At 73.9% G+C, this 19,538-nt stretch carries 17 protein-coding genes; 9 read left to right on the forward strand and 8 right to left on the reverse strand.

Annotation, left to right across the window (positions count from 1 at the left end):
- The first annotated feature begins 97 nt into the window (after positions 1-97).
- From ACIQGV_RS31855 to ACIQGV_RS31865, 3 genes are all read left to right on the forward strand, one after another.
- Positions 98-1,543 carry an HtaA domain-containing protein gene (locus ACIQGV_RS31855; protein WP_402500642.1) on the forward strand — a complete coding sequence of 482 codons (1,446 nt, stop codon included), beginning with the start codon at positions 98-100 and terminating at the stop codon, positions 1,541-1,543.
- 56 nt (positions 1,544-1,599) lie between these two features.
- Positions 1,600-3,198: an HtaA domain-containing protein gene (locus ACIQGV_RS31860; protein WP_402500644.1), complete on the forward strand. Its 1,599-nt coding sequence runs from the start codon at positions 1,600-1,602 to the stop codon at positions 3,196-3,198.
- 96 nt (positions 3,199-3,294) lie between these two features.
- On the forward strand, positions 3,295-3,939 hold the full coding sequence (locus ACIQGV_RS31865; RefSeq protein WP_402500646.1) for a PhzF family phenazine biosynthesis protein: 645 nt from the start codon (positions 3,295-3,297) through the stop codon (positions 3,937-3,939).
- A gap of 93 nt (positions 3,940-4,032) precedes the next feature.
- Here ACIQGV_RS31865 and ACIQGV_RS31870 read toward each other — a convergent pair whose 3' ends face one another.
- Both ACIQGV_RS31870 and map read right to left on the reverse strand, forming a co-directional pair.
- The gene (locus tag ACIQGV_RS31870) at positions 4,033-4,680 is read right to left on the reverse strand and encodes a heme oxygenase (biliverdin-producing) (RefSeq protein WP_402500648.1); all 648 of its coding nucleotides are present in this window, start codon (positions 4,678-4,680) and stop codon (positions 4,033-4,035) included.
- 159 nt (positions 4,681-4,839) lie between these two features.
- Entirely contained in the window at positions 4,840-5,697 is an 858-nt protein-coding gene (gene map / locus ACIQGV_RS31875) for a type I methionyl aminopeptidase (RefSeq protein WP_402500650.1), read from the reverse strand.
- A gap of 59 nt (positions 5,698-5,756) precedes the next feature.
- On the opposite strand from map, the gene ACIQGV_RS31880 reads away from it, so the two are divergent.
- The gene (locus ACIQGV_RS31880) at positions 5,757-5,990 is read left to right on the forward strand and encodes a hypothetical protein (protein ID WP_402500653.1); all 234 of its coding nucleotides are present in this window, start codon (positions 5,757-5,759) and stop codon (positions 5,988-5,990) included.
- A gap of 25 nt (positions 5,991-6,015) precedes the next feature.
- On the opposite strand, the gene ACIQGV_RS31885 is transcribed toward ACIQGV_RS31880, so the two are convergent.
- The gene (locus tag ACIQGV_RS31885) at positions 6,016-7,362 is read right to left on the reverse strand and encodes an MFS transporter (RefSeq protein WP_402500656.1); all 1,347 of its coding nucleotides are present in this window, start codon (positions 7,360-7,362) and stop codon (positions 6,016-6,018) included.
- Between the two features lie 389 nt (positions 7,363-7,751).
- On the reverse strand, positions 7,752-8,348 hold the full coding sequence (locus ACIQGV_RS31890) for a hypothetical protein (protein WP_402500658.1): 597 nt from the start codon (positions 8,346-8,348) through the stop codon (positions 7,752-7,754).
- A 124-nt stretch (positions 8,349-8,472) separates the two neighbouring features.
- Here ACIQGV_RS31890 and npdG point away from each other — a divergent pair, with 124 nt between their 5' ends.
- Together npdG and ACIQGV_RS31900 are read left to right on the forward strand one after the other, a co-directional pair.
- The gene (gene npdG, locus ACIQGV_RS31895; RefSeq protein ID WP_402500660.1) at positions 8,473-9,180 is read left to right on the forward strand and encodes an NADPH-dependent F420 reductase; all 708 of its coding nucleotides are present in this window, start codon (positions 8,473-8,475) and stop codon (positions 9,178-9,180) included.
- Between the two features lie 62 nt (positions 9,181-9,242).
- Positions 9,243-9,422: a hypothetical protein gene (locus ACIQGV_RS31900; protein ID WP_402500663.1), complete on the forward strand. Its 180-nt coding sequence runs from the start codon at positions 9,243-9,245 to the stop codon at positions 9,420-9,422.
- Here ACIQGV_RS31900 and ACIQGV_RS31905 read toward each other — a convergent pair.
- A complete protein-coding gene (locus ACIQGV_RS31905; RefSeq protein WP_402500666.1) occupies positions 9,412-10,212 on the reverse strand; it encodes a site-2 protease family protein in 801 nt (266 codons plus the stop codon). The two genes, ACIQGV_RS31900 and ACIQGV_RS31905, sit on opposite strands and share 11 nt — an antisense overlap.
- A 150-nt stretch (positions 10,213-10,362) precedes the next feature.
- On the opposite strand from ACIQGV_RS31905, the gene ACIQGV_RS31910 reads away from it, so the two are divergent.
- Entirely contained in the window at positions 10,363-13,821 is a 3,459-nt protein-coding gene (locus tag ACIQGV_RS31910; RefSeq protein ID WP_402500668.1) for an AfsR/SARP family transcriptional regulator, read from the forward strand.
- A gap of 10 nt (positions 13,822-13,831) precedes the next feature.
- Here ACIQGV_RS31910 and ACIQGV_RS31915 read toward each other — a convergent pair whose 3' ends face one another.
- From ACIQGV_RS31915 to panB, 3 genes are all read right to left on the reverse strand, one after another.
- Positions 13,832-14,644, reverse strand: coding sequence for an ABC transporter permease (locus ACIQGV_RS31915; RefSeq protein ID WP_402500671.1), 813 nt, complete (start codon positions 14,642-14,644; stop codon positions 13,832-13,834).
- Positions 14,641-15,666 (reverse strand): ATP-binding cassette domain-containing protein, encoded by a 1,026-nt coding sequence (locus ACIQGV_RS31920; protein ID WP_402500673.1) that lies wholly within the window; start codon positions 15,664-15,666, stop codon positions 14,641-14,643. The genes ACIQGV_RS31915 and ACIQGV_RS31920 overlap by 4 nt, the downstream gene beginning before the upstream one ends.
- A 284-nt stretch (positions 15,667-15,950) precedes the next feature.
- Positions 15,951-16,826: a 3-methyl-2-oxobutanoate hydroxymethyltransferase gene (gene panB, locus ACIQGV_RS31925; RefSeq protein ID WP_402500675.1), complete on the reverse strand. Its 876-nt coding sequence runs from the start codon at positions 16,824-16,826 to the stop codon at positions 15,951-15,953.
- Positions 16,827-17,102: 276 nt separating this feature from the next.
- On the opposite strand from panB, the gene ACIQGV_RS31930 reads away from it, so the two are divergent.
- A complete protein-coding gene (locus tag ACIQGV_RS31930) occupies positions 17,103-18,152 on the forward strand; it encodes an endonuclease/exonuclease/phosphatase family protein (protein ID WP_402500677.1) in 1,050 nt (349 codons plus the stop codon).
- 142 nt (positions 18,153-18,294) lie between these two features.
- Positions 18,295-19,515 (forward strand): MFS transporter, encoded by a 1,221-nt coding sequence (locus tag ACIQGV_RS31935; protein WP_402500680.1) that lies wholly within the window; start codon positions 18,295-18,297, stop codon positions 19,513-19,515.
- Positions 19,516-19,538 lie beyond the last annotated feature (23 nt).

The raw sequence follows: 19,538 nt of genomic DNA on the forward strand, positions 1-19,538 counted from the left end.
GCCTTCGCACCGCGTCCGGCCTTCCACATCGGACGCGATGTAGCTTAGGTTAGCCTTACCTTACTCACCAGTCCTCGTTCCGTTCCGGAGGTCGGTCATGCCCGAATTCCCGCGTCCGCGCCGGTACGGCGGTGCGGCCGCGCTGTGTCTGGCCGTGCTCGGAGCCGTGCTCGCCGCCCTGCTCCCGGCCGCCCGCGCACATGCCGCGGACTCCGCGGTGCGGGGCGGACGGCTCGACTGGGGCATCAGGTCCTCGTTCCAGAGCTATGTCACCGGCCCCGTCGCACAAGGCAGTTACTCGCTCACCGGCGGCGCCGCCACGGTCGGCGACAGCAGGTTCCGCTTCCACTCCGCACGCGGCACCCACGACGGCGCCGACGGCTCCTTCGCGGCCGCGTTCTCCGGCGGCGTCCGCTTCCTCGGCCACCCCGACGGCAAGGGCGGCCACCGGCTCGACCTGACGATCGCCAACCCCGCCGTCCGCATCGCCGGCGGCACCGGCACGCTCTACGCCGACATCACCGGCAAGGACCGCGGCACCGGCCGGGTCACCAGCTCCGCGCAGGTGCCCTTCGCCACGCTCGCCCTCGGCGGCACCGACCTGCACGGCGACGGCACCGCCGTCGTGCTGGACGACGTCCCCGCCACCCTCACCGCCCAGGGGGCCCGGTCCTTCGCCGGGTACTACACCGCGGGCACCGCCCTGGACCCGGTGAGCCTGTCGGCGGACATTGTGCAGCGGGCCACGCCCACGCCCGCCCCGGAGCCGAGTACGCCCAAGTCCCCCTCCGCCGAACCGGCTTCGGGCCGCGCGCTGCGGGACGGCGCCGTCGACTGGGGCGTGCGCCGCACCTTCCGCGAGTACGTCACCGGGGACATCGCCCAGGGCGCGTGGACCCTGTCCGGCGGCGCCCGGGACGGCGGCGCCCTCTTCCGCTTCCCCGCGGGCCGGGGCACCTACGACACCGGCCGGCTGACGGCCCGGTTCGCGGGCGCCGTGCGCTTCACCGGCGCCCACGGCCTCGACCTGGGGCTCAGCGGCGTCCACGTCACCGTGCGCGGCGGCACGGGAACGCTCTTCGCGGACGTCCGCACCGCCGGCCGCCGCGACGAGAACGTCCCGCTGGTCACCTTCACCGCCGGACGGCTGACGGCGGACGGCGGCCTGGCCGTGCTCACCGAGGCGCCCGCGACACTCACCGCCCGGGGCGCCCGTGCCTTCGGCGGCCTGTACCGGGCCGGCACCGCGATGGACCCCGTCTCCCTCGCCGTCTCTCTCACCGGCGACGCCGAACTGCCCGCCCTGCCCGACCTCGGCAGCACCCCGGAGCCGGACTCCGGACCGGCCAGCCCCGGCCCGGCCGGGGCCACCCCGCCCGTCCGGCCCGTCGCGAGCGGCTCCGGCTCCGCCGCCGACGGCACCCCCGCACTCCCCGTCGCCCTCACCGGCGGCGCGTTCCTGCTCGCCGCGCTCGCGGTGACGTACGGCCTGCGCAGGCGCCGTACCCGCCGGGACCCCGCCGCCGGACAGCCGCGGGACTGACCCTCCCGCACCGCCCCTCGCGGGCGGCACCACACACCCAGAGGAGACCCACCGACATGTCCAGCAGCCCCCGCCGGACCACCGCCCTCGCCGCCGCCGTGGCGACCGCCGCCGCGCTCGGCGCCACCGCGCTCGCCACCGCAGGCGCGACCACCGCCTCGGCGGCCGAGGTCCCGCTCAGCGGCTACGAACTGACCTGGGGCATCAAGCAGTCGTACCGCTCCTACGTGACCGGCTTCGCGCAGGGCACCTTCACCCCGGCACAGGGCGCCTCGCAGGCCGCCGGCAACGGCGCGTTCACCTTCACCGAGGGCACCGGGACCTACGACTCCACCGCCCACACCCTCGGCCTCGCCTTCAAGGGCCGCCTGGCGATCGTCTCCCGGCTGCACGGCTTCTCGATCACCCTGTCCGACGTACGGTTCGACAGCGCGGCCGCCGAGATCACCGCCGACGTCACCAGGGGCGGCACCACCACCGAGGACGTGCCGCTCGCCGACGTCACCGTCACCCGCGCCATGACGGACATGGCGACCACGCTGACCGAGGAGGCCGCCGAGGTCTTCGGCAGCGCCGGCTACAAGGGCGCGGCGGGCGACCCGCTGACGGTGGTGCAGAAGACGCCCCCGACGCCGACGCCGACCCCGACGGGCACTCCCACCGCCACCCCCACTCCCACCGCCACTCCCACCGGCACCCCGTCACCGACCGCCACCGCGTCACCGACCGCCACCGCGGGACCGACGTCCACCGCCGGCCCGACCGCCTCCACCGGCCCGGACCCCACCGCGACCGCGACCGCGACCTCCACCGGCCCGGCCCCCACCGCCTCCTCCACGCCGGGCGCCTCCGCGACCGCCACCACCGAGGCGCCCGCCGGCCGCGGGGACATCGCAGGCGGCACCCTCGCCTGGGGAGTGAAGGAGTCCTTCCGGACCTACGTCGTGGACGGCGCGGCCCAGGGCCGGATCACCGTCTCCGGCGGAGCCGCCCAGGCCCCGGGCAACGGAGTGTTCACCTTCTCCGACGCGACCGGCAGCTACGACACCGGCGCGGACACCCTCGAAGCCGCCTTCGCCGGGTCGGTGAACTTCAAGGGCCACGAGGAGAACGGCACCTACGGCCTCGACCTCACCCTCGCCGGTGTGGAGGCCACCCTCGACGGCGGCACCGGCGAACTCACCGCCGATGTCACCAGCCTCGGCCGCACCACCCGCGACGTGGTCCTCGCCGACCTGACGGCGAGGCCGGCCGAGCTGTCCGCCGAGGACGACGTCATCGCCGTCGACGGGGTCGCGGCGAAGCTCACCGCCGCGGGCTCCCGGGCCTTCGGCGGCTTCTACCCGGCCGGCACCGCCCTGGACCCGGTCGATCTCGCCGTCGCCCTCACCGACGGCGCCGCACTGCCCCCCGGCGGCGGAGCGAGCCCCTCGGGCGGCACGACCCGGCCCGCGGACGGCGGCAGCGGCGGCGTCACGGCAGGCGGCGGCACCACCGGAGGCAGCGGCGGCACGACCGGCATGGTCACCGGCGGCGGCCTGGCCGCCACCGGCGCCGGCGTCCCGGTGGCCGCGCTGGGCACGGCCGCCGCGGTGACCTCCGCCGCCGGAGCGGGCGCGGTCCTCGCCGTGCGCCGCCGCCGTACGCAGGCATGACACCGGCACCCGTGAGAACGGGCGTCCGCGCGGGAGAGAAGACCGGCAGGTCACCTCTCCCGCGCGACCGGCGCCGACCGATGGTTCAATTCCCCGGTGACTGACTACGACGTGCTGCGCGTGTTCTGCGCGGCGAACGGCGGCTACGGCAACGAGCTGGGCGTCGTACGCGACGGCTCGACGGTGCCGGAGCGGGCCGGCCGGCAGGAGCTGGCCGGCAAGCTCGGCTTCAGCGAGACCGTGTTCGTCGACGACCCCGAGCGCGGGGTCGTCGACATCTACACCCCCACCCTGCGGCTGCCCTTCGCCGGTTACCCCTGCGTCGGCGCGGCCTGGCTGCTGGACGTGCCCGAACTGGTCACTCCCGCCGGGCTGGTGGGAGCCCGCCAGGACGGCGAGTTCAGCTGGATCGAGGCCCGCGCGGAGTGGGCCCCGCCGCGCACCCTGCGGCAGCACGGTTCGGCCGCCGAGGTCGACGCGCTGACGGTGCCGCCCAAGGGGGAGTGGATCTACGCCTGGGCCTGGGAGGACGAGGCCGCGGGCCGGATCCGCGCCCGGGCCTTCCCGGGCCGGGACGACGGCATCGACGAGGACGAGGCCACCGGCGCGGCCGCGCTGCTGCTCACCGCGCAGCTGGGCCGCGCCCTGAACATCACCCAGGGAGCCGGCTCCCAGCTCCTCACGGCCCCCCAGCCTCACGGCTGGGTCGAACTGGGCGGCAGGGTGGTCCTGGAACGCTAGCCCTCGAAGGCACGTCCCAGGGGCGCGGGGAACTGCGCGACGGGCCACGGCGGTGCCGCGGGGCACCGCCGACAAAGCCACCCGCGGCGGTGTTCAGGCGCTGAGCGGGTACTCCTCGCCGAGCGCCCCGAACACCGCCGTGTTCAGAGCGAAGGCGTCCCGGCACTCGGCCACGATCCGCTGCCGCTCCAGCTCGTCCGCCGCGACGGTGTCCAGCAGTTCCCGGTAGTCCCGCTTGAAGGCGGCGGGGTTGGGGATCTGCTCGAAGACGTAGAAGCGCACACCGTCGCCCTTGCGGGCGAAGCCCCACGTCCGCTCCGCCTTGTCGCGGATGATCTGTCCGCCGGAGAGGTCGCCGAGGTAGCGGGTGTAGTGGTGGGCGACGTAGCCGCCCGGCCAGTTCCCGGCGCAGTACCGCACCCGGTCCGCGTACTCCCGGGTGGCGGGCAGCGCGGTCAGGCCCGCCCGCCAGCCGGGGCCGCGCAGATGTTCCAGGTCCCGCTCCAGCGCGGCGAGCCGGAACAGTTCCGGTCTGACGAACGGCCCCGCGACCGGATCCGCGGCCAGCCGCCCGGCACCGGCCTCCAGGGCCTCGTACACGAACCACAGTTGCTCGGTGTAGCGCGCGTACGCGTCCACGCCGAGCCGGCCGCCGAGCAGGTCGCTCATGAACGTAGAGGTCTCCGCCTCCGTGTGCTGCTCGTGGGACGCGGTGCGGATGACGGTCGAGAAGCTCTCCATGCACCCCATCCTTCAAGGTTAGGCTTACCTAAGTCAATAGCCTTGCCGACAGTCTGTCGGCAAAAAGCCGCAAGGAAGAGCCCGCCCTCACCCGGTCGGAGACCGTGGGGGAGGACGGGCGGGAGGCGGGCAGGAGGCGGGCGGCCGGGCCGCCGGAGGTCACGGCAGGGTGAGGACGTCCGCTCCCGTCTCCGTGACCACCAGCGTGTGCTCGAACTGCGCCGTGCGCCGGCGGTCCTTCGTCACGACCGTCCAGCCGTCGTCCCACATGTCGTACTCATGGGTCCCGAGCGTCAGCATCGGCTCGATCGTGAAGGTCATCCCCGGCTGCATCACCGTCGTGGCGTGCGGGCTGTCGTAGTGCGGGACGATCAGGCCGGAGTGGAACGACGAGTTGATGCCGTGCCCGGTGAAGTCCCGGACCACGCCGTAGCCGAAGCGCTTGGCGTACGACTCGATGACCCGGCCGATGACGTTGATCTGCCGCCCCGGCCTGACCGCCTTGATCGCGCGGGTGAGCGACTCGCGGGTGCGCTCCACCAGCAGCCGGCTCTCCTCGTCGACGTCACCGACCAGGTAGGTCGCGTTGTTGTCGCCGTGCACCCCGCCGATGTACGCCGTGACGTCCAGGTTGACGATGTCGCCGTCGCGCAGCACCGTCGAGTCCGGGATCCCGTGGCAGATGACTTCGTTGACGCTGGAGCACAGGGACTTGGGGAAGCCGCGGTAGCCGAGGGTCGAGGGATAGGCGCCGTGGTCGCACAGGTACTCGTGCGCCACCCTGTCCAGTTCGTCCGTGGTGACGCCCGGCTCGATGATCTTCGCGGCCTCCGCCATCGCCCGCGCGGCGATCCGGCCGGCGAGGCGCATCGCCTCGACCGTCTCGGGCGTCTGCACCTCCGGACCGGTGTACGGCGTCGGCGCGGGCTTGCCGACGTACTCGGGGCGCCGGATGTTTCCGGGTACGGAACGGGTGGGAGACAGCTCCCCTGGTACGAGCAGCGACTGGCCAGACATGCCAGCGAGTCTAAGACAGCGGTCCTGGGGGACCATGACCTTGGCGAAAGGAGCCGCTGATGGCCCTGTTCAAGAAGCGCACGGCCGGCAAGCCGGGCGAGTGGTACTACTGCCTGGAGCACAAGAAGGTCGAGGAGGGGCCGGAATGCCCCGGCAAGGACCGGTTCGGCCCCTACACCACCCGTGCCGAGGCCGAGCACGCCATGGAGACGGCCCGCGAGCGCAACCTGGAGTGGGAGAACGACCCGCGCTGGCACGACGCCGCCACCGGCCGGGCCCCTGACGAGGACTGACCGGGCCGCCGGGCCCGCGCGCCGCTCAGGCCCGTGTCCCGGCCTGGGGCCCGGCCGGTTCCCCGGTCGGTGTCCCGGCCGCGGCCGCCGCCCGTTGGGCCCGTACCCGGGCGGCGTGCTCGTCGGTGCGGGCGTCGTACGTCATCAGCTTCGGCAGGCACAGTGCCAGCAGTCCCACCGCGCCCGCGCACAGCAGCCCGCCGGACCAGACCGACGTCCGCACCCCCCACCAGGCGGCGAACCCGCCCGACCTGACCTGGCCGAGCGTCGGCCCGACCGAGTACGACAGCAGCTCGATCCCGGCGAGCCGGCCCCGCAGCTCGTCGGGGATCGTCTGGTTCCACATCACCCCGCGGAAGATCCCGCTGACCATGTCGCAGCCCCCGGCGACGGTCAGGAACAGCAGCACCAGCCAGACGTTCCCGCAGACGCCCGCCGCCGCGATCGCCAGGCCCCACAGAGCGGCCGCCAGCACCACCATGCGCCCGTGCCGGTGGATCCGCGCGGTCCAGCCGCTGGTCACGCTCACCAGCAGCGAGCCCAGCGGCACCGCCGCGTACATCAGGCCCAGCGACCACTCCGCGTCCAGGTCGTCCGCGAGGAACGGCAGCACCGCCAGCGGCATCGCCAGGAACATCGCCGCGAGGTCGACGGCGTAGGTGCCGAGCAGCTCCTTGCGGCTCCAGGCGTAGCGGGCACCCTCGGCGATCGCCTTCAGCGAGGGCTTCGCGGCCTCGCGGGCGGCGGGGGAGGAGGCGAGGGGCAGGACGAGCGCGACGGACACGACGAAGGTCAGCAGATCCGCCGCGTACGCCCAGCCCAGTCCCGCGTACGCCACGACCACACCCGCCAGGGCCGGTCCCGCGACCCCGCCGACGGTCCAGCGCAGCGAGTTCAGCGAGGCCGCGGCCGGCAGATGCTCGTGCGCCACGATCCGCGGCCACAGCGAGTCCAGCGCGGGCCGCTGCACGGACACCAGCGCAGAGGAGAGCGCGGCCACGAGATACAGCGGCCACACGGCGGGCCGCGGCAGCAGCGCGTTCACCAGCAGGACCGCGCTCAGCACGCCCTGGCCGGCCTCCGTCCACACGATGAGGCCGCGCTTGTCGAGCGCGTCCGCGAGCGCACCGCCGTACAGCCCGAACACGATGAGCGGCAGCAGCTCCACGGCTCCGACGGCCCCGACCGCCGCGGCCGACCCCGTCAGCTCCTTGATCTGCACGGGCAGCGCGACGAACGTCAGGAAGCTGCCGAAGTTGGAGACCGCCCCCGACACCCACAGCCTGCGGAAGTCACGGGAGGCCCGCCAGGGGGACAGGTCGGGAAGCAGGCCGCGCAGACGCGAGGCGGAGGCGGGTACGTCGTCGTTCACGACGGGCCATGCTCGGTGGCCCCCCACGCCCGCCGCAACCGAGTTTCCACCCCGAAGAAACACGGAGACCCACCTCCGCAGAGCCCCAGAAGACCAAGCACCCCCCTCAGAGGCACGAGGGCGCCCTGACCACGGAAAGCGGCCGAGGCCCATCTCCTCAGGGGCGCGGGGAACTGCGCGATCAGCCCCCACCGGGCCCGCACCCGCCCCCTGACCGCGGAAGGCGGCCGAGGCGCATCTCTTCAGGGGCGCGGGGAACTGCGCGATCAGCCCCCACCGGGCCCGCACCCGCCCCCTGACCACGGAAAGCGGCCGAGGCCCATCTCCTCAGGGGCGCGGGGAACTGCGCGATCAGCCCCCACCGGGCCCGCACCCGCCCCGCGACCCGCTCACCACCCGGCCGGCGGCGGAGCCGTCAGCGCGTCGGCCCACCGGGACAGCCGATCCCGAAACCTGCGGCGCCCCCGCGGCAGCGGCCCCGCGTTCTCCCCGGCGGCCGCGCTCACCAGATGCTGCACCGTGTCCAGGTCCAGCTCGGCCCCCTCCCGCACCGGCAGCGACTCGTGCGCCATGGCCTCCAGCTCACCCCCCGACCCGAGCGCCAGCACCGTCACCCCGGCCCGCCGGGCCTCGTGCACCCGCTCCAGCAGCGCGGCGTCCTCGTCCGGCGCCACCGCCAGCAGCGTCTCCCCGCGCCCCGCCGCCCCGATCCGGCCCGGACCGACCGACAGATGCGCCGGATCGGACGGCCGCGCGGCATGCCGTACCAGCGTCGGCGCCAGCTCCGGGGTGCCCGACCACGCGGCCTCGTCCACCAGATGCGCGGCCAGATGCCACGGCTCGTACCGCGGCGTGCCGACCAGCAGCAGCCCGCCCCCGCGTGACACCACCGACCCGCGCAGCACCCCGGCGAACCGCCGCGTCGCGGCCGGCCACTCCGTCCCGGCGAGCACCTCGCGCAGCAGCGCGACCCGTACGGCGTCCATGCGCCCGCATCCTGCCGCACCGGCACGGCCGACACCCGGAGTTCACCGCGGATTCCCCCGAACCGGCGGACCGGGGCGCCGGACCGCCCGACGGGCCCCGCGCCCGCCGCCGTAGAGTCGGCGCATGACCTCAACCGACAGTGCTGCACAGAAGGCCCCGGCCAAGGACCCCTGGGACCTGCCCGACGTCTCCGGGCTGGTCGTCGGCGTGCTCGGCGGGACCGGCCCGCAGGGCAAGGGCCTCGCCTACCGGCTCGCCCTGGCCGGACAGAAGGTGATCATCGGCTCGCGTGCCGCCGAGCGCGCGCAGGCCGCCGCCGAGGAACTCGGCCACGGCGTCGAGGGCGCCGACAACGCCGAGACCGCCCGCCGCAGCGACATCGTGATCGTCGCCGTGCCGTGGGACGGCCACGGCAAGACCCTGGAGTCCCTGCGCGAGGAACTGACCGGGAAGCTGGTCGTCGACTGCGTCAACCCGCTCGGCTTCGACAAGCAGGGCGCCTACGCCCTCAGGCCCGAGGAGGGCAGCGCCGCCCAGCAGGCCGCCGCCCTGCTGCCCGGATCCCGGGTCACCGCCGCCTTCCACCACCTGTCCGCCGTCCTGCTCCAGGACCCCGGGACCGAGCGCATCGACACCGATGTGATGGTCCTCGGCGAGGACCGCGCCGACGTGGAGACCGTCCAGGCACTGGCCGGCCGCATCCCCGGCATGCGCGGCGTCTTCGCGGGCCGGCTGCGCAACGCCCACCAGGTCGAGTCGCTGGTCGCCAACCTGATCTCCGTGAACCGCCGCTACAAGGCACACGCCGGGCTCCGCGTCACGGACGTATGACCCCATGGGGGACACTGGTGGGCATCACCGCAGCAGTGTCCCCCCGCAAGGAGCCCGCCGACATGCCCCGCCTCGCCCTCTACGCCCTGATCGTCTGCCTCCTCGCCGTGGCCGCCGCCGTCGTCTCCTTCGCGCAGGGCAGCTGGCTGGGCGTCGTCTGGGTGCTGGTCGCGGGACTGTCGTCCAACATGACCTGGTACTACCTCAGGCGCGAGAAGCTCAGGAAGTCCGTCACGAACTGACCGAGCAGATGCCGTCCGTGCCGCGCCAGAAGCGGTACAGGTCGTAGCCGCAGTACGTGTCGAAGTCGCTGATCCCGAGACCGCGCAGCAGCGCGTCGACCATGTCGAAGAACGCGCCGTTCAGCGAGGGGATCCACAGCAGCGCGAACACGATCAGCAGCCCGAACGGCGCCAGCGGCTCCACCTGCCGCCGCACGTTGTACGACAGCCAGGGCTCGATCACGCCGTAGCCGTCCAGGCCCGGCACCGGCAGGAAGTTCAGGACCGCCGCGGTCACCTGGAGCAGCGCCAGGAACGCCAGCGCGAACCGGAAGTCCCGCGGCACCCCGTCCAGTGCGTCCAGCCAGAACGGCGCCGTGCACACCAGCGCGAACAGCACGTTCGTCAGCGGGCCCGCCGCGGAGATCAGGCTGTGCCGCCACCGGCCCTTGATGCGCCCCCGCTCGATGAACACCGCGCCGCCCGGCAGACCGATCCCGCCCATGATCACGAACAGCACCGGCAGCACGATGCTGAGCAGAGCGTGCGTGTACTTCAAGGGGTTGAGCGTCAGATAGCCCTTGGCGCCCACCGAGATGTCCCCGCTGTGCAGGGCCGTGCGCGCGTGCGCGTACTCGTGCAGACACAGCGAGACGATCCACGCCGCCGTCACGAACAGGAACACGGCCAGGCCCGGCTGCTCCGCGAACCCGGTCCAGGTGGCCCAGCCGGTCACCGCCGTCACGGCCAGGATCCCCACGAAGACGGGGCTGATCCTGCGGTCGCTGTGCCGACTGGTCGCGGTGGTCATGAGCGGGACACCTCCGGGGCTCGGGCGGCTGGCCTGCCCGACCGTACCCGGCGTACCGGGACAACGTCCCGGGAACGGACGACGGTTCCTGAGAAAGACGCAGCGGAAAACCCGGTGCCCGGCCCCCCGCCGCACCGGAGAGAATGACCTGTGCGCTATCGCATCCTCGGCACCACCCAGGCTCTCCGCCCCGACGGCACCCCCGTCCCCGTCGGCGGGGCGCGGCTGCGCGCCCTGCTGACCGTGCTCGCGCTGCGCCCGGACCGGGTCGTGCCGGCCGGGACACTCGTGGCCGAGGTGTGGGACGGCGACCCGCCCGCCGACGCCGGCGGCGCACTCCAGGCCCTGATCGGACGGCTGCGCAGAGCGCTCGGCGCGGACGCGGTGGTCTCCGGCGAAGGCGGCTACCGGCTCGCCGCCGTCCCCGACGACATCGACCTGCACCGCTTCGACCGCCTCACCGGCGACGGGCTGCGCGCCCTCACCGACGGCGACCCCGCCAAGGCCGCCGCCGTCCTCGACGACGCCCTCGCGCTGTGGCGCGATCCCGTCCTCGCCGATCTGCCCGGCCGCACCGGCGAGGCCGCCCGCTGGGAGCGCCTCCACCTCGACGCGCGCCGCGGCCGCCTCACCGCCGCCCTCGCCCTCGGCCGGGCCGACCGGGCGCTGCCCGAGCTGACCGCGCTGTGCGACGCCCGTCCGCTCGACGAACCGCTCCAGGTCCTGCGGCTGCGCGCCCTGCGCGACACCGGCCGCACCGCAGAGGCGCTGGCCGCCTACGACGCCGTACGACGGCTGCTGTCCGAGTCGCTCGGCACCGACCCGGGCCCGGAACTGCGGGCCCTGCACGCGGAGCTGCTGAGCCCGGCCGAGCCCCCGGCACGCGCCCCCGGGACAGCGCCCGCGCCGCCCGCCCGCCCCGGGCCCGCGCCCGGCACGGCACCGGGATCCGGCCACGCCACCGAGGCCCCCGCGCCCGCCTCCGCTTCCGTTCCCCCTTCCCTGCCCGGTCCTCCTTCCCTGCCCGGTCCTCCTTCCCTGCCCGTTCCCGCGTCCGGGTCCGTTCCCGCGTCCCCGGCCGCGGACGTTCCCGCCCGGCCGCGCGGCAATCTGCGCGCCCGGCTGACCTCGTTCGTCGGCCGCGAGGACGACATCGCGGCCATCCGCGCCGACCTCGCCTCCGCCCGGCTCGTCACGCTCCTCGGACCCGGCGGCGCCGGCAAGACCCGGCTGTCGCAGGAGGCCGCCGAGGGCGTCACCGAACTGGCCCCCCACGGGGTGTGGCTGGCGGAGCTGGCTCCGGTCGACGACCCGGCCGCCGTGCCCGAGGCCGTGCTCACCGCGATCGGCGCCCGCGAGACCGTCCTCTACGGCGCCGGCGCCGAGAGCATGCGGGCCGCGGTCTCCGACCACCACCACGACGACGCCCTCACCCGGCTCGCCGAGCACTGCGGCCGCCGCCGCATGCTGATCGTCCTCGACAACTGCGAGCACGTCGTGGACGCCGCGGCCCGGCTGACGGCCGAGCTGCTCGCCCGCTGTCCCGGTCTGACCGTGCTCGCCACCAGCCGCGAACCCCTCGGCGTGCCCGGGGAGCTGGTGCGCCCGGTCGAGCCGCTGCCCGAGCCGTACGCGCTGCGGCTGCTCACCGACCGCGGCGCGGCCGCCCGGCCCGGCTTCAGCCCCGACGAGGACCCGGAGGCCGCCGCCGAGATCTGCCGCCGCCTGGACGGACTGCCGCTCGCCATCGAACTGGCCGCCGCCCGGCTGCGCATGCTCACCCTGCGGCAGATCGCCGACCGGCTCGACGACCGCTTCCGGCTGCTGACCACCGGCAGCCGCACCGTGCTGCCCCGCCAGCAGACCCTGCGGGCCGTCGTCGACTGGTCCTGGGAACTGCTCGACGCGGACGAACGCGACGTCCTCGGCCGGCTGTCGGTGTTCGCCGGCGGCTGCGACCTCACCGCAGCCGAGGCCGTGTGCGGGCCCGCCGCGCTGGACGTCCTCGGCCAGCTCGTCGACAAGTCCCTCGTGGTGGCCGCCCCCTCGGGCACCGGCGAGATGCGCTACCGGCTCCTGGAGACCGTCGCCGAGTACGCCCGCGAACGGCTGGAGGAGGCCGGGCAGCGAGCCCCCGCCGAGCGCGCCCACCTCGTCCACTACCGCGAACTCGCCCGCACCACCGACCCGCTGCTGCGCAGCCCCGGCCAGCGCGCCGCCATCGCCGTGCTGGAGCTGGAGTACGAGAACCTGCGCACCGCCCTGCGGCACGCCGTCGCCGAGCGCGACGAGCAGGAGGCGATCAGCCTGGTGCTGTCGCTGGTCATGTTCTGGCAGATGCGCGACCTGCGCCACGAGAGCCGCAACTGGTGCGCCGAGGTGATGACCCTCGGCCCCGACCCCTTCGCCGAGCCCCTCCGGCGGGCCGCCCCCGTGTGGGAACGCCTGACCGCCGCGCCGCCGCCGCTGACCGGCGAGGCCCTCACCGAGGCCCGGCGCGGCGTGCATCTGGCGCACATGGCCTCCATGGAGACCGAGCTGGACGCCTGGCAGACCCCCGAGGCCCAGGCCAAGATGCGGCTCATCGCCGACGCCTACGAACCCGGTCAGCCGCAGACCTGCCGGATACCCGGCATGCTCTGGTTCTACGCGGTGATGCTGACCGGCGACATCGACCGCGTCTACGAGATCGTCGACGCCTGCGTGGACACCTGCCGCACCACTCCCGGCTTCGACTGGGAACTGGCCGTGAGTCTCCAGATGCGGGCCAACTTCCGCGCCAACCACAGTGCGTGGGCCGCCGACGCCGAACGCGACGCCGAGGAGGCACTGGCGATCTTCCGCCGGATCGGCGACGACTGGGGCTACGCCGAGGCGCTCTCCGCACGCGGCGAGGCCCGCGAACGGCACGGCAGGTTCACCCTCGCCGCCGCCGACTACCAGGAGGCCCGCGACTACGCCGAGCAGCTCGGCGCCCGCTCCCACACCGCGGTACTCGCCTCCCGGCTCGGGGCCGCGCTGCTGGAGGCGGGGGAGGCCGAGCGCGGCGAGCGGATCCTGCGCGAGGTGATCGCCGAGCACGAGGGCACGCTCAGCGAGGGCATGCCCGCCGCCCGGCTGTTCCTGGCAGGCTGGCTCGGCGTCACCGGCCGCACCGCCGAGGCGGGCGAGCAGCTGCGGCTGCTGCGCGAGGAGTTCCAGCTCGCCCACTTCGTCGTCTTCGACGCGTTCATCCTGGGCGCCGAGGCCGGGCTGGACGTGGACGAGCACCGGTACACCCAGGGCCTGGACAAGCTCCGCGAGGCGCTGCGCATGGCCGCCGACCCGCTGTCACGGGCCATGCAGCCGAGCATGCGCTCCGCCTATCTGTGCATCGCCGCGCGGGCCCTGGCCGAGCACGAGGCAGGCCGCCGGGCCGTGGACGCCGCCCGCTGTCTGGGTGCCGCCGACGCCGCACTGCCGCCCGCGCACGTGCCCTCCCTGCTGGAGCGCACCACCCGCGAGCGCGCCGAGGCCGCCGTCCGGGCCGTCCTGGACGACGCCGCCTACGACACGGCGTACGCCGAGGGCGGCGGCCTCTCTCCGGAGGAGGCCACCGCCCTGCTGTGAGCGCACGGGCTCAGGTCTTGGTGCGGAACTTGTGGATGGCGACCGGCGCCATCACCGCGGTGATCGCCACCGACCAGCCCACCGTGATCCACAGGTCGTGGGCGACCGGCCCGCCGGTCATCAGGCCGCGGGCCGCGTCGGCGAGCGTGGACAGCGGGTTGTAGTCGGTGAATGTCTGGAGCCAGCCCGGCATCGACTGGGGCGGCGCGAAGATCGACGAGCCGAACTGGAGCGGGAACAGCACCAGGAAGCCCATCGCCTGCACGGACTGCGCGTTCTTCAGCACGACGCCGAGGGTGAGGAACACCCACATGATCGAGGACGCGAACAGCGAGGCCAGGCCCACCGCCGCGAACATGCCCGACCAGCTGGTGATCTCGAACCCGACCAGCACGGAGACCACCATCAGGACCGCCGTCGCGAACAGCATCCGCGCCAGCTCCACCGCGATCTTCGCGAACAGCACCGAGCCGCGTCCGATCGGCAGGGACCGGAAGCGGTCCATGACACCGCTGTTGAAGTCCTGGCTGAAGCCGGTGCCGACGCCCTGGGACAGGGTCATGCTCATCATCGCGATCATGCCGGGGATGACATACTGCACGTACCGGTCCTGGCCGCCGCCCAGCGCCTGGCCGATCGAGCCGCCGAAGACGTAGACGAACAGCAGGGTGAAGACGATCGGCATCAGCAGGGCGTCGAACATCGACTCCGGGTCCTGCCGGATCCACAGCAGGTTGCGCCGGACCAGCGCGCCGGTGTGCCGCAGATGCCCGCGCAGCGTGATCCGGGAGTCGGCGGGGGCAGAGGCGGTGGCGGCGCTCATACGGCGACCTCCTGGAGGGCGTCGGGGGACTCGGTGGACTGCGGGACGGTCGCCCGCTGGCCGGTGAGGCTCAGGAAGACCTCGTCCAGGCTGGGAAGTTCGGTGGTGACGGAGGCAAGGGTGATGCCGAGTGCGACGGCGGCGCCGATCGCGGCGGTCAGCTGCTCGTCGCTGAGCACGGGCACCAGCACCGAGCCGCTGTGCGTGTCGACCTCGGTGGTCGCCAGGCCCGTGATGCCCAGCTCGTCCAGCGCGGAGGCGAGCTGCCGCGCCCGCAGCGGGTCGGCCGGCCTGATCCGCAGCCGGCGCCCGCCGACCCTGGACTTCAGCTCGTCGATCGCGCCGCCGGCGATGACCCGGCCCCGGTCGACGACCGTCAGCTCCGAGGCGAGCTGCTCGGCCTCCTCCATGTACTGGGTGGTGAGCAGCACGGTCACGCCCTCGTCGACCATCGTCTTGACCTCGTCCCACACCTCGTTGCGGGTGCGCGGGTCCAGGCCCGTGGTGGGCTCGTCCAGGTACAGCACGGACGGGCGGCCGATCATCGACGCGGCCAGGTCCAGCCGCCGCCGCATACCGCCGGAGTACGTGGAGGCCGGGCGCCTGGCGGCCTCGGTGAGCGAGAACCGCTCCAGCAGCTCGTCGGCGCGGGTCCGGGCGTCCTTGCGGGGCAGGTCCAGCAGCCGGCCGATCATGTAGAGGTTCTCCCAGCCGGGCAGCTTCTCGTCCACCGAGGCGTACTGCCCGGTCAGCCCGATCACCCGGCGCAGCTGGCGGGGCTGCCGTACGACGTCGTACCCGGCCACGGTCGCCTGCCCGGCGTCCGGGGTGAGCAGCGTCGACAGGATGCGTACGAGGGTGGTCTTCCCGGCGCCGTTCGGGCCGAGCACCCCCATCACGGTCCCCTCGCGGACCTCCAGGTCGACACCGTCCAGCGCCTTGGTCTCGCCGTAGTGCTTCACCAGCCCCCGCACGGAGACGGCGGCGCCCGTTCCCCCGGGCTCGTTCTCGATTCGCGTCATGAGGAAGACGGTGTCAGGGCCGGCCGACAGACCGCCGACAGTCCGCACACAGCACCGACAGGCCGCCGACAGACCGCCGACAGTCCGCCGACGGGGTCCGGGGAAGAGCCCCGGGCACGGCGGCCGAGAGAGACGAGAGAGACGAGGGAGACGAGGGAGACGCGGGACCAGGGGAAAGCGAGGAAAGGGGGAAAGGGGACAGCCCGTCGACGGGGGAAGATCGACGGGCTGTCCGTGGTGCCGTGTTGGCTCGGTGGCGCGCTTTGCTCAGTGGCGCGCTTTGCTCAGTGGACGGAGTGCTCCTCCAGCGGGAACGTTCCGCCGACGACGTCCTCGGCGAATGCCTTCGCCGCGTCGCCCATGACCGTGCGCAGGTCGGCGTACTGCTTGACGAACTTCGGCACCCGGCCGCCGGTCAGCCCGAGCATGTCGGTCCACACCAGCACCTGCGCGTCCGTCGCGGACCCGGCGCCGATGCCGACGGTCGGGATGTGCAGCGTGCGCGTGACCTCGGCGGCGAGCTCCGCCGGCACCAGCTCCAGCACGACCGCGAACGCGCCCGCGTCCTGCACGGCCTTCGCGTCGCGCAGCAGCCGGTGGGACGCCTCCTCGCCGCGCCCCTGGACGCGGTAGCCCATGGCGTTGACGGACTGCGGGGTGAGCCCGATGTGCGCCATGACCGGGATCCCGGCCTCCACCAGCAGCCGGATCTGGTCGTAGGACCGCTCGCCGCCCTCCAGCTTGACGGCCTGCACCCCGGCGTCCTTCACCAGCCGGGTCGCCGAGCGCAGCGCCTGCACCGGACCCTCCTGGTACGAACCGAAGGGCAGGTCGCCGACGATCAGCGAGCGCTTCGTCCCGCGGACGACGGCCGCGGACAGCATGGTCATCTCGTCGAGGGTGACGGGCACGGTGGTCTCGTAGCCCAGATGACAGTTGCCCGCCGAGTCGCCGACGAGGATCACCGGGATCCCGGCCTCGTCGAAGACGGACGCGGTCGTCGCGTCGTAGGCGGTGAGCATGGGCCACTTCTCGCCCCGCTCCTTGGCGAGGGCGATGTCGCGGACGGTGATGCGGCGGGTTCCCTTGCCCCCGTACAGCGCCCTGCTGCCGTCGGAGGGGGTCTGCTGCGCAGGCTGGGCAGCCGAAAGCTGCGTCATTGCAACGGCTCCTTACGTCATCTCGAGGCGCCCTGACGGCGTCCCCGGACCGCTTCCCATGGTGGCACCTCGGCCCCGCCGAGTGCCAGGCCGCCCGGAGAGACAAGGAGCACGCCCCAGCGGGACTCCAGAGGGCCCGAATGTGCGCGTTTCGTTACAAGGGAAACCGCCGCCGCCCCCGGCACCGTCCTGGAGGGCAGGAACGGAGCCGATCATCCCCTAGGGTCGTAGGCGCGGGGGACGACGGTGTTGCACGGCAGGTAGCGAGGCGACGGTATGGCGCAGCAGGCGTACGCAACGGAGACGGACGACGGCGGCTCGGAGCCCGAGCCGCGCGGATCTCGGCTTCGGCGCCTGGCTCACCGGCTGCTCGACGGCTGGCGCGGGGACCGGCGCATCTGGCGCCGCGGCATCGTCGTCGCGGCCGTCGCGGTGCTGCTGGCCCTGGTGATGGTGCTGCACGCGCAGATCCCGAACGCGGTCGGCAACCTCGGCAGCCTCGGCGAGACGTTTCTGCCCTGGTTCGGGCTGCTGATCCCCCTGCTGCTGGTGCTCGCCGTGTGGCGCAGGTCCGCCACCGCGCTGATCGCCCTGCTGGTGCCTCTGGTCGTGTGGCTGAACCTCTTCGGCGGGCTGCTCGTCGACCGGTCCGCCCCGGGCGGCGATCTGATGGTCGCCACCCACAACGTCAACGCCGACAACCCCGACCCCGAGGGCACCGCCCGGGCCGTCGCCGCGTCCGGCGCGGACGTCGTCGCGCTGGAGGAGCTGACGTCCGCGGCGGTGCCGGTGTACGAGAAGGCGCTGAAGCCGGCGTACAAGTACCACTCCGTGCAGGGCACGGTCGGGCTGTGGAGCAAGTACCCGCTCAGCGGGGTGAAGGCCGTCGACATCAAGCTGGGCTGGACCCGCGCCATGCGGGCCACGGTGGCCGCGCCGGGCGGACAGGCCGCGATCTACGTCGCCCATCTGCCCTCGGTGCGGGTGAAGCTGGAGGCCGGCTTCACCGCTCGGCAGCGCGACAAGAGCGCCGACGCGCTCGGTGAGGCGATCGCCGGCGAGCCGCTGGAGCGGGTGCTGCTGCTCGGCGACCTCAACGGCACGATGAACGACCGCGCGCTCAACGCCGTCACCTCCCAGATGCGCTCCACCCAGGGTGCCGCGGGCAGCGGCTTCGGCTTCAGCTGGCCGGCGTCGTTCCCGATGGCGCGGATCGACCAGATCATGGTCCGCGACATCGAGCCGGTGAGCTCCTGGACCCTGCCGGAGACCGGCAGCGACCATCTGCCGGTGGCGGCTCGGATCCGGCTCGCCGTCTCCGACTGACGTCCTGGTACGGGGCTGGCACGAGAACGGAATACCGGGTCTGAGAGAATTTGTTTCGCCACTGAACATACGCAGTGACGAAACCCGTCTCGCGGCAGCGCCCGTGAGGCACCCGGAAGCTCTCGAAAGGCAAAGGCCCCTCATGCCTCTGGCCCTGCTCGCCCTCGCCGTGGGCGCCTTCGGCATCGGTACCACCGAGTTCGTCATGATGGGCCTGCTGCCCGACGTGGCGGCAGACCTGGACATCTCCCTCCCCGCCGCCGGCCACCTGGTGTCGGCCTACGCCCTCGGCGTCGTGATCGGCGCCCCGCTGCTGGCCGCCGCCACCGCCCGGATGTCCCGCCGTGCGGTCCTCATCGGCCTGATGGCCCTCTTCGTGGCCGGCAACGCCCTGTCCGCACTGGCCCCCGGCAACGAGGCCCTGCTGGCCGCCCGCTTCCTCAGCGGCCTGCCGCACGGCGCCTTCTTCGGCGTCGGCGCGGTCGTCGCGACGAACATGGTCGCGCCCGAACGCCGGGCCCGCTCCGTCTCGCTGATGTTCCTCGGCCTCACGGTCGCCAACGTCGTCGGAGTGCCCGCCGCCACGCTCATGGGCCAGCACCTGGGCTGGCGGGCCACCTTCCTCGGCGTCTCCGCGATCGGCCTGGCGGCCATCGCGTCCCTGGCCCTGCTGATCCCGCGCGATCACGGCGGCGCCCCCGCCACGAGCCTGCGCGGCGAACTGGCCGCCCTGCGCTCCCTGCCCGTCTGGCTCGCCCTCGGCACGACGGTCGCGGGCTTCGGCGCGCTGTTCGCGGCGTACAGCTACATCGCCCCGATGCTCACGGACGCGGCGGGCTACGCCGACGCCAGCGTGACCCTGCTGCTGGCCCTGTTCGGCGTCGGAGCCACGGCGGGCAACCTCCTCGGCGGGCGCCTGGCCGACCACGCGATGCGCGCGACCCTGTTCGGGGGCCTGGCGTCCCTGGTGGCGGTGCTCGCGGCGTTCCCGCTGCTGATGCGCACGGAGTGGACCGCGGCCCTGGCGGTCGTCCTGCTCGGCACGGCCGCCTTCGTGACGGGCTCCCCGCTCCAGCTCATGGTCATGGAGAAGGCGTCGGCCGCCCCCTCCCTGGCCTCCTCCGCCAACCAGGCCGCCTTCAACCTCGCCAACGCGGGCGGGGCGTGGATCGGCGGCCTGGCCCTCGCCGCGGGCTTCGGCGTGACGTCCCCGGCCCTGGCGGGCGCGGCGCTCGCGGCGCTGGGCATCGGGGTGGCGGCCGTGGCGTACGGCGTCGACCGGCGCCGGGGCGGCCTGGCGGGCGCGCGGGAGCTGCTGGTGGCGGCGTCGGCGCGGCAGGAGACGCAGCGGGTGGCGGGCTGATCCCGGCCCGCCCTGGCGGCGGA

Origin of the sequence: Streptomyces sp. NPDC093094 (genome assembly GCF_044754345.1) — a bacterium.
Taxonomy (GTDB): Bacteria; Actinomycetota; Actinomycetes; order Streptomycetales; family Streptomycetaceae; genus Streptomyces.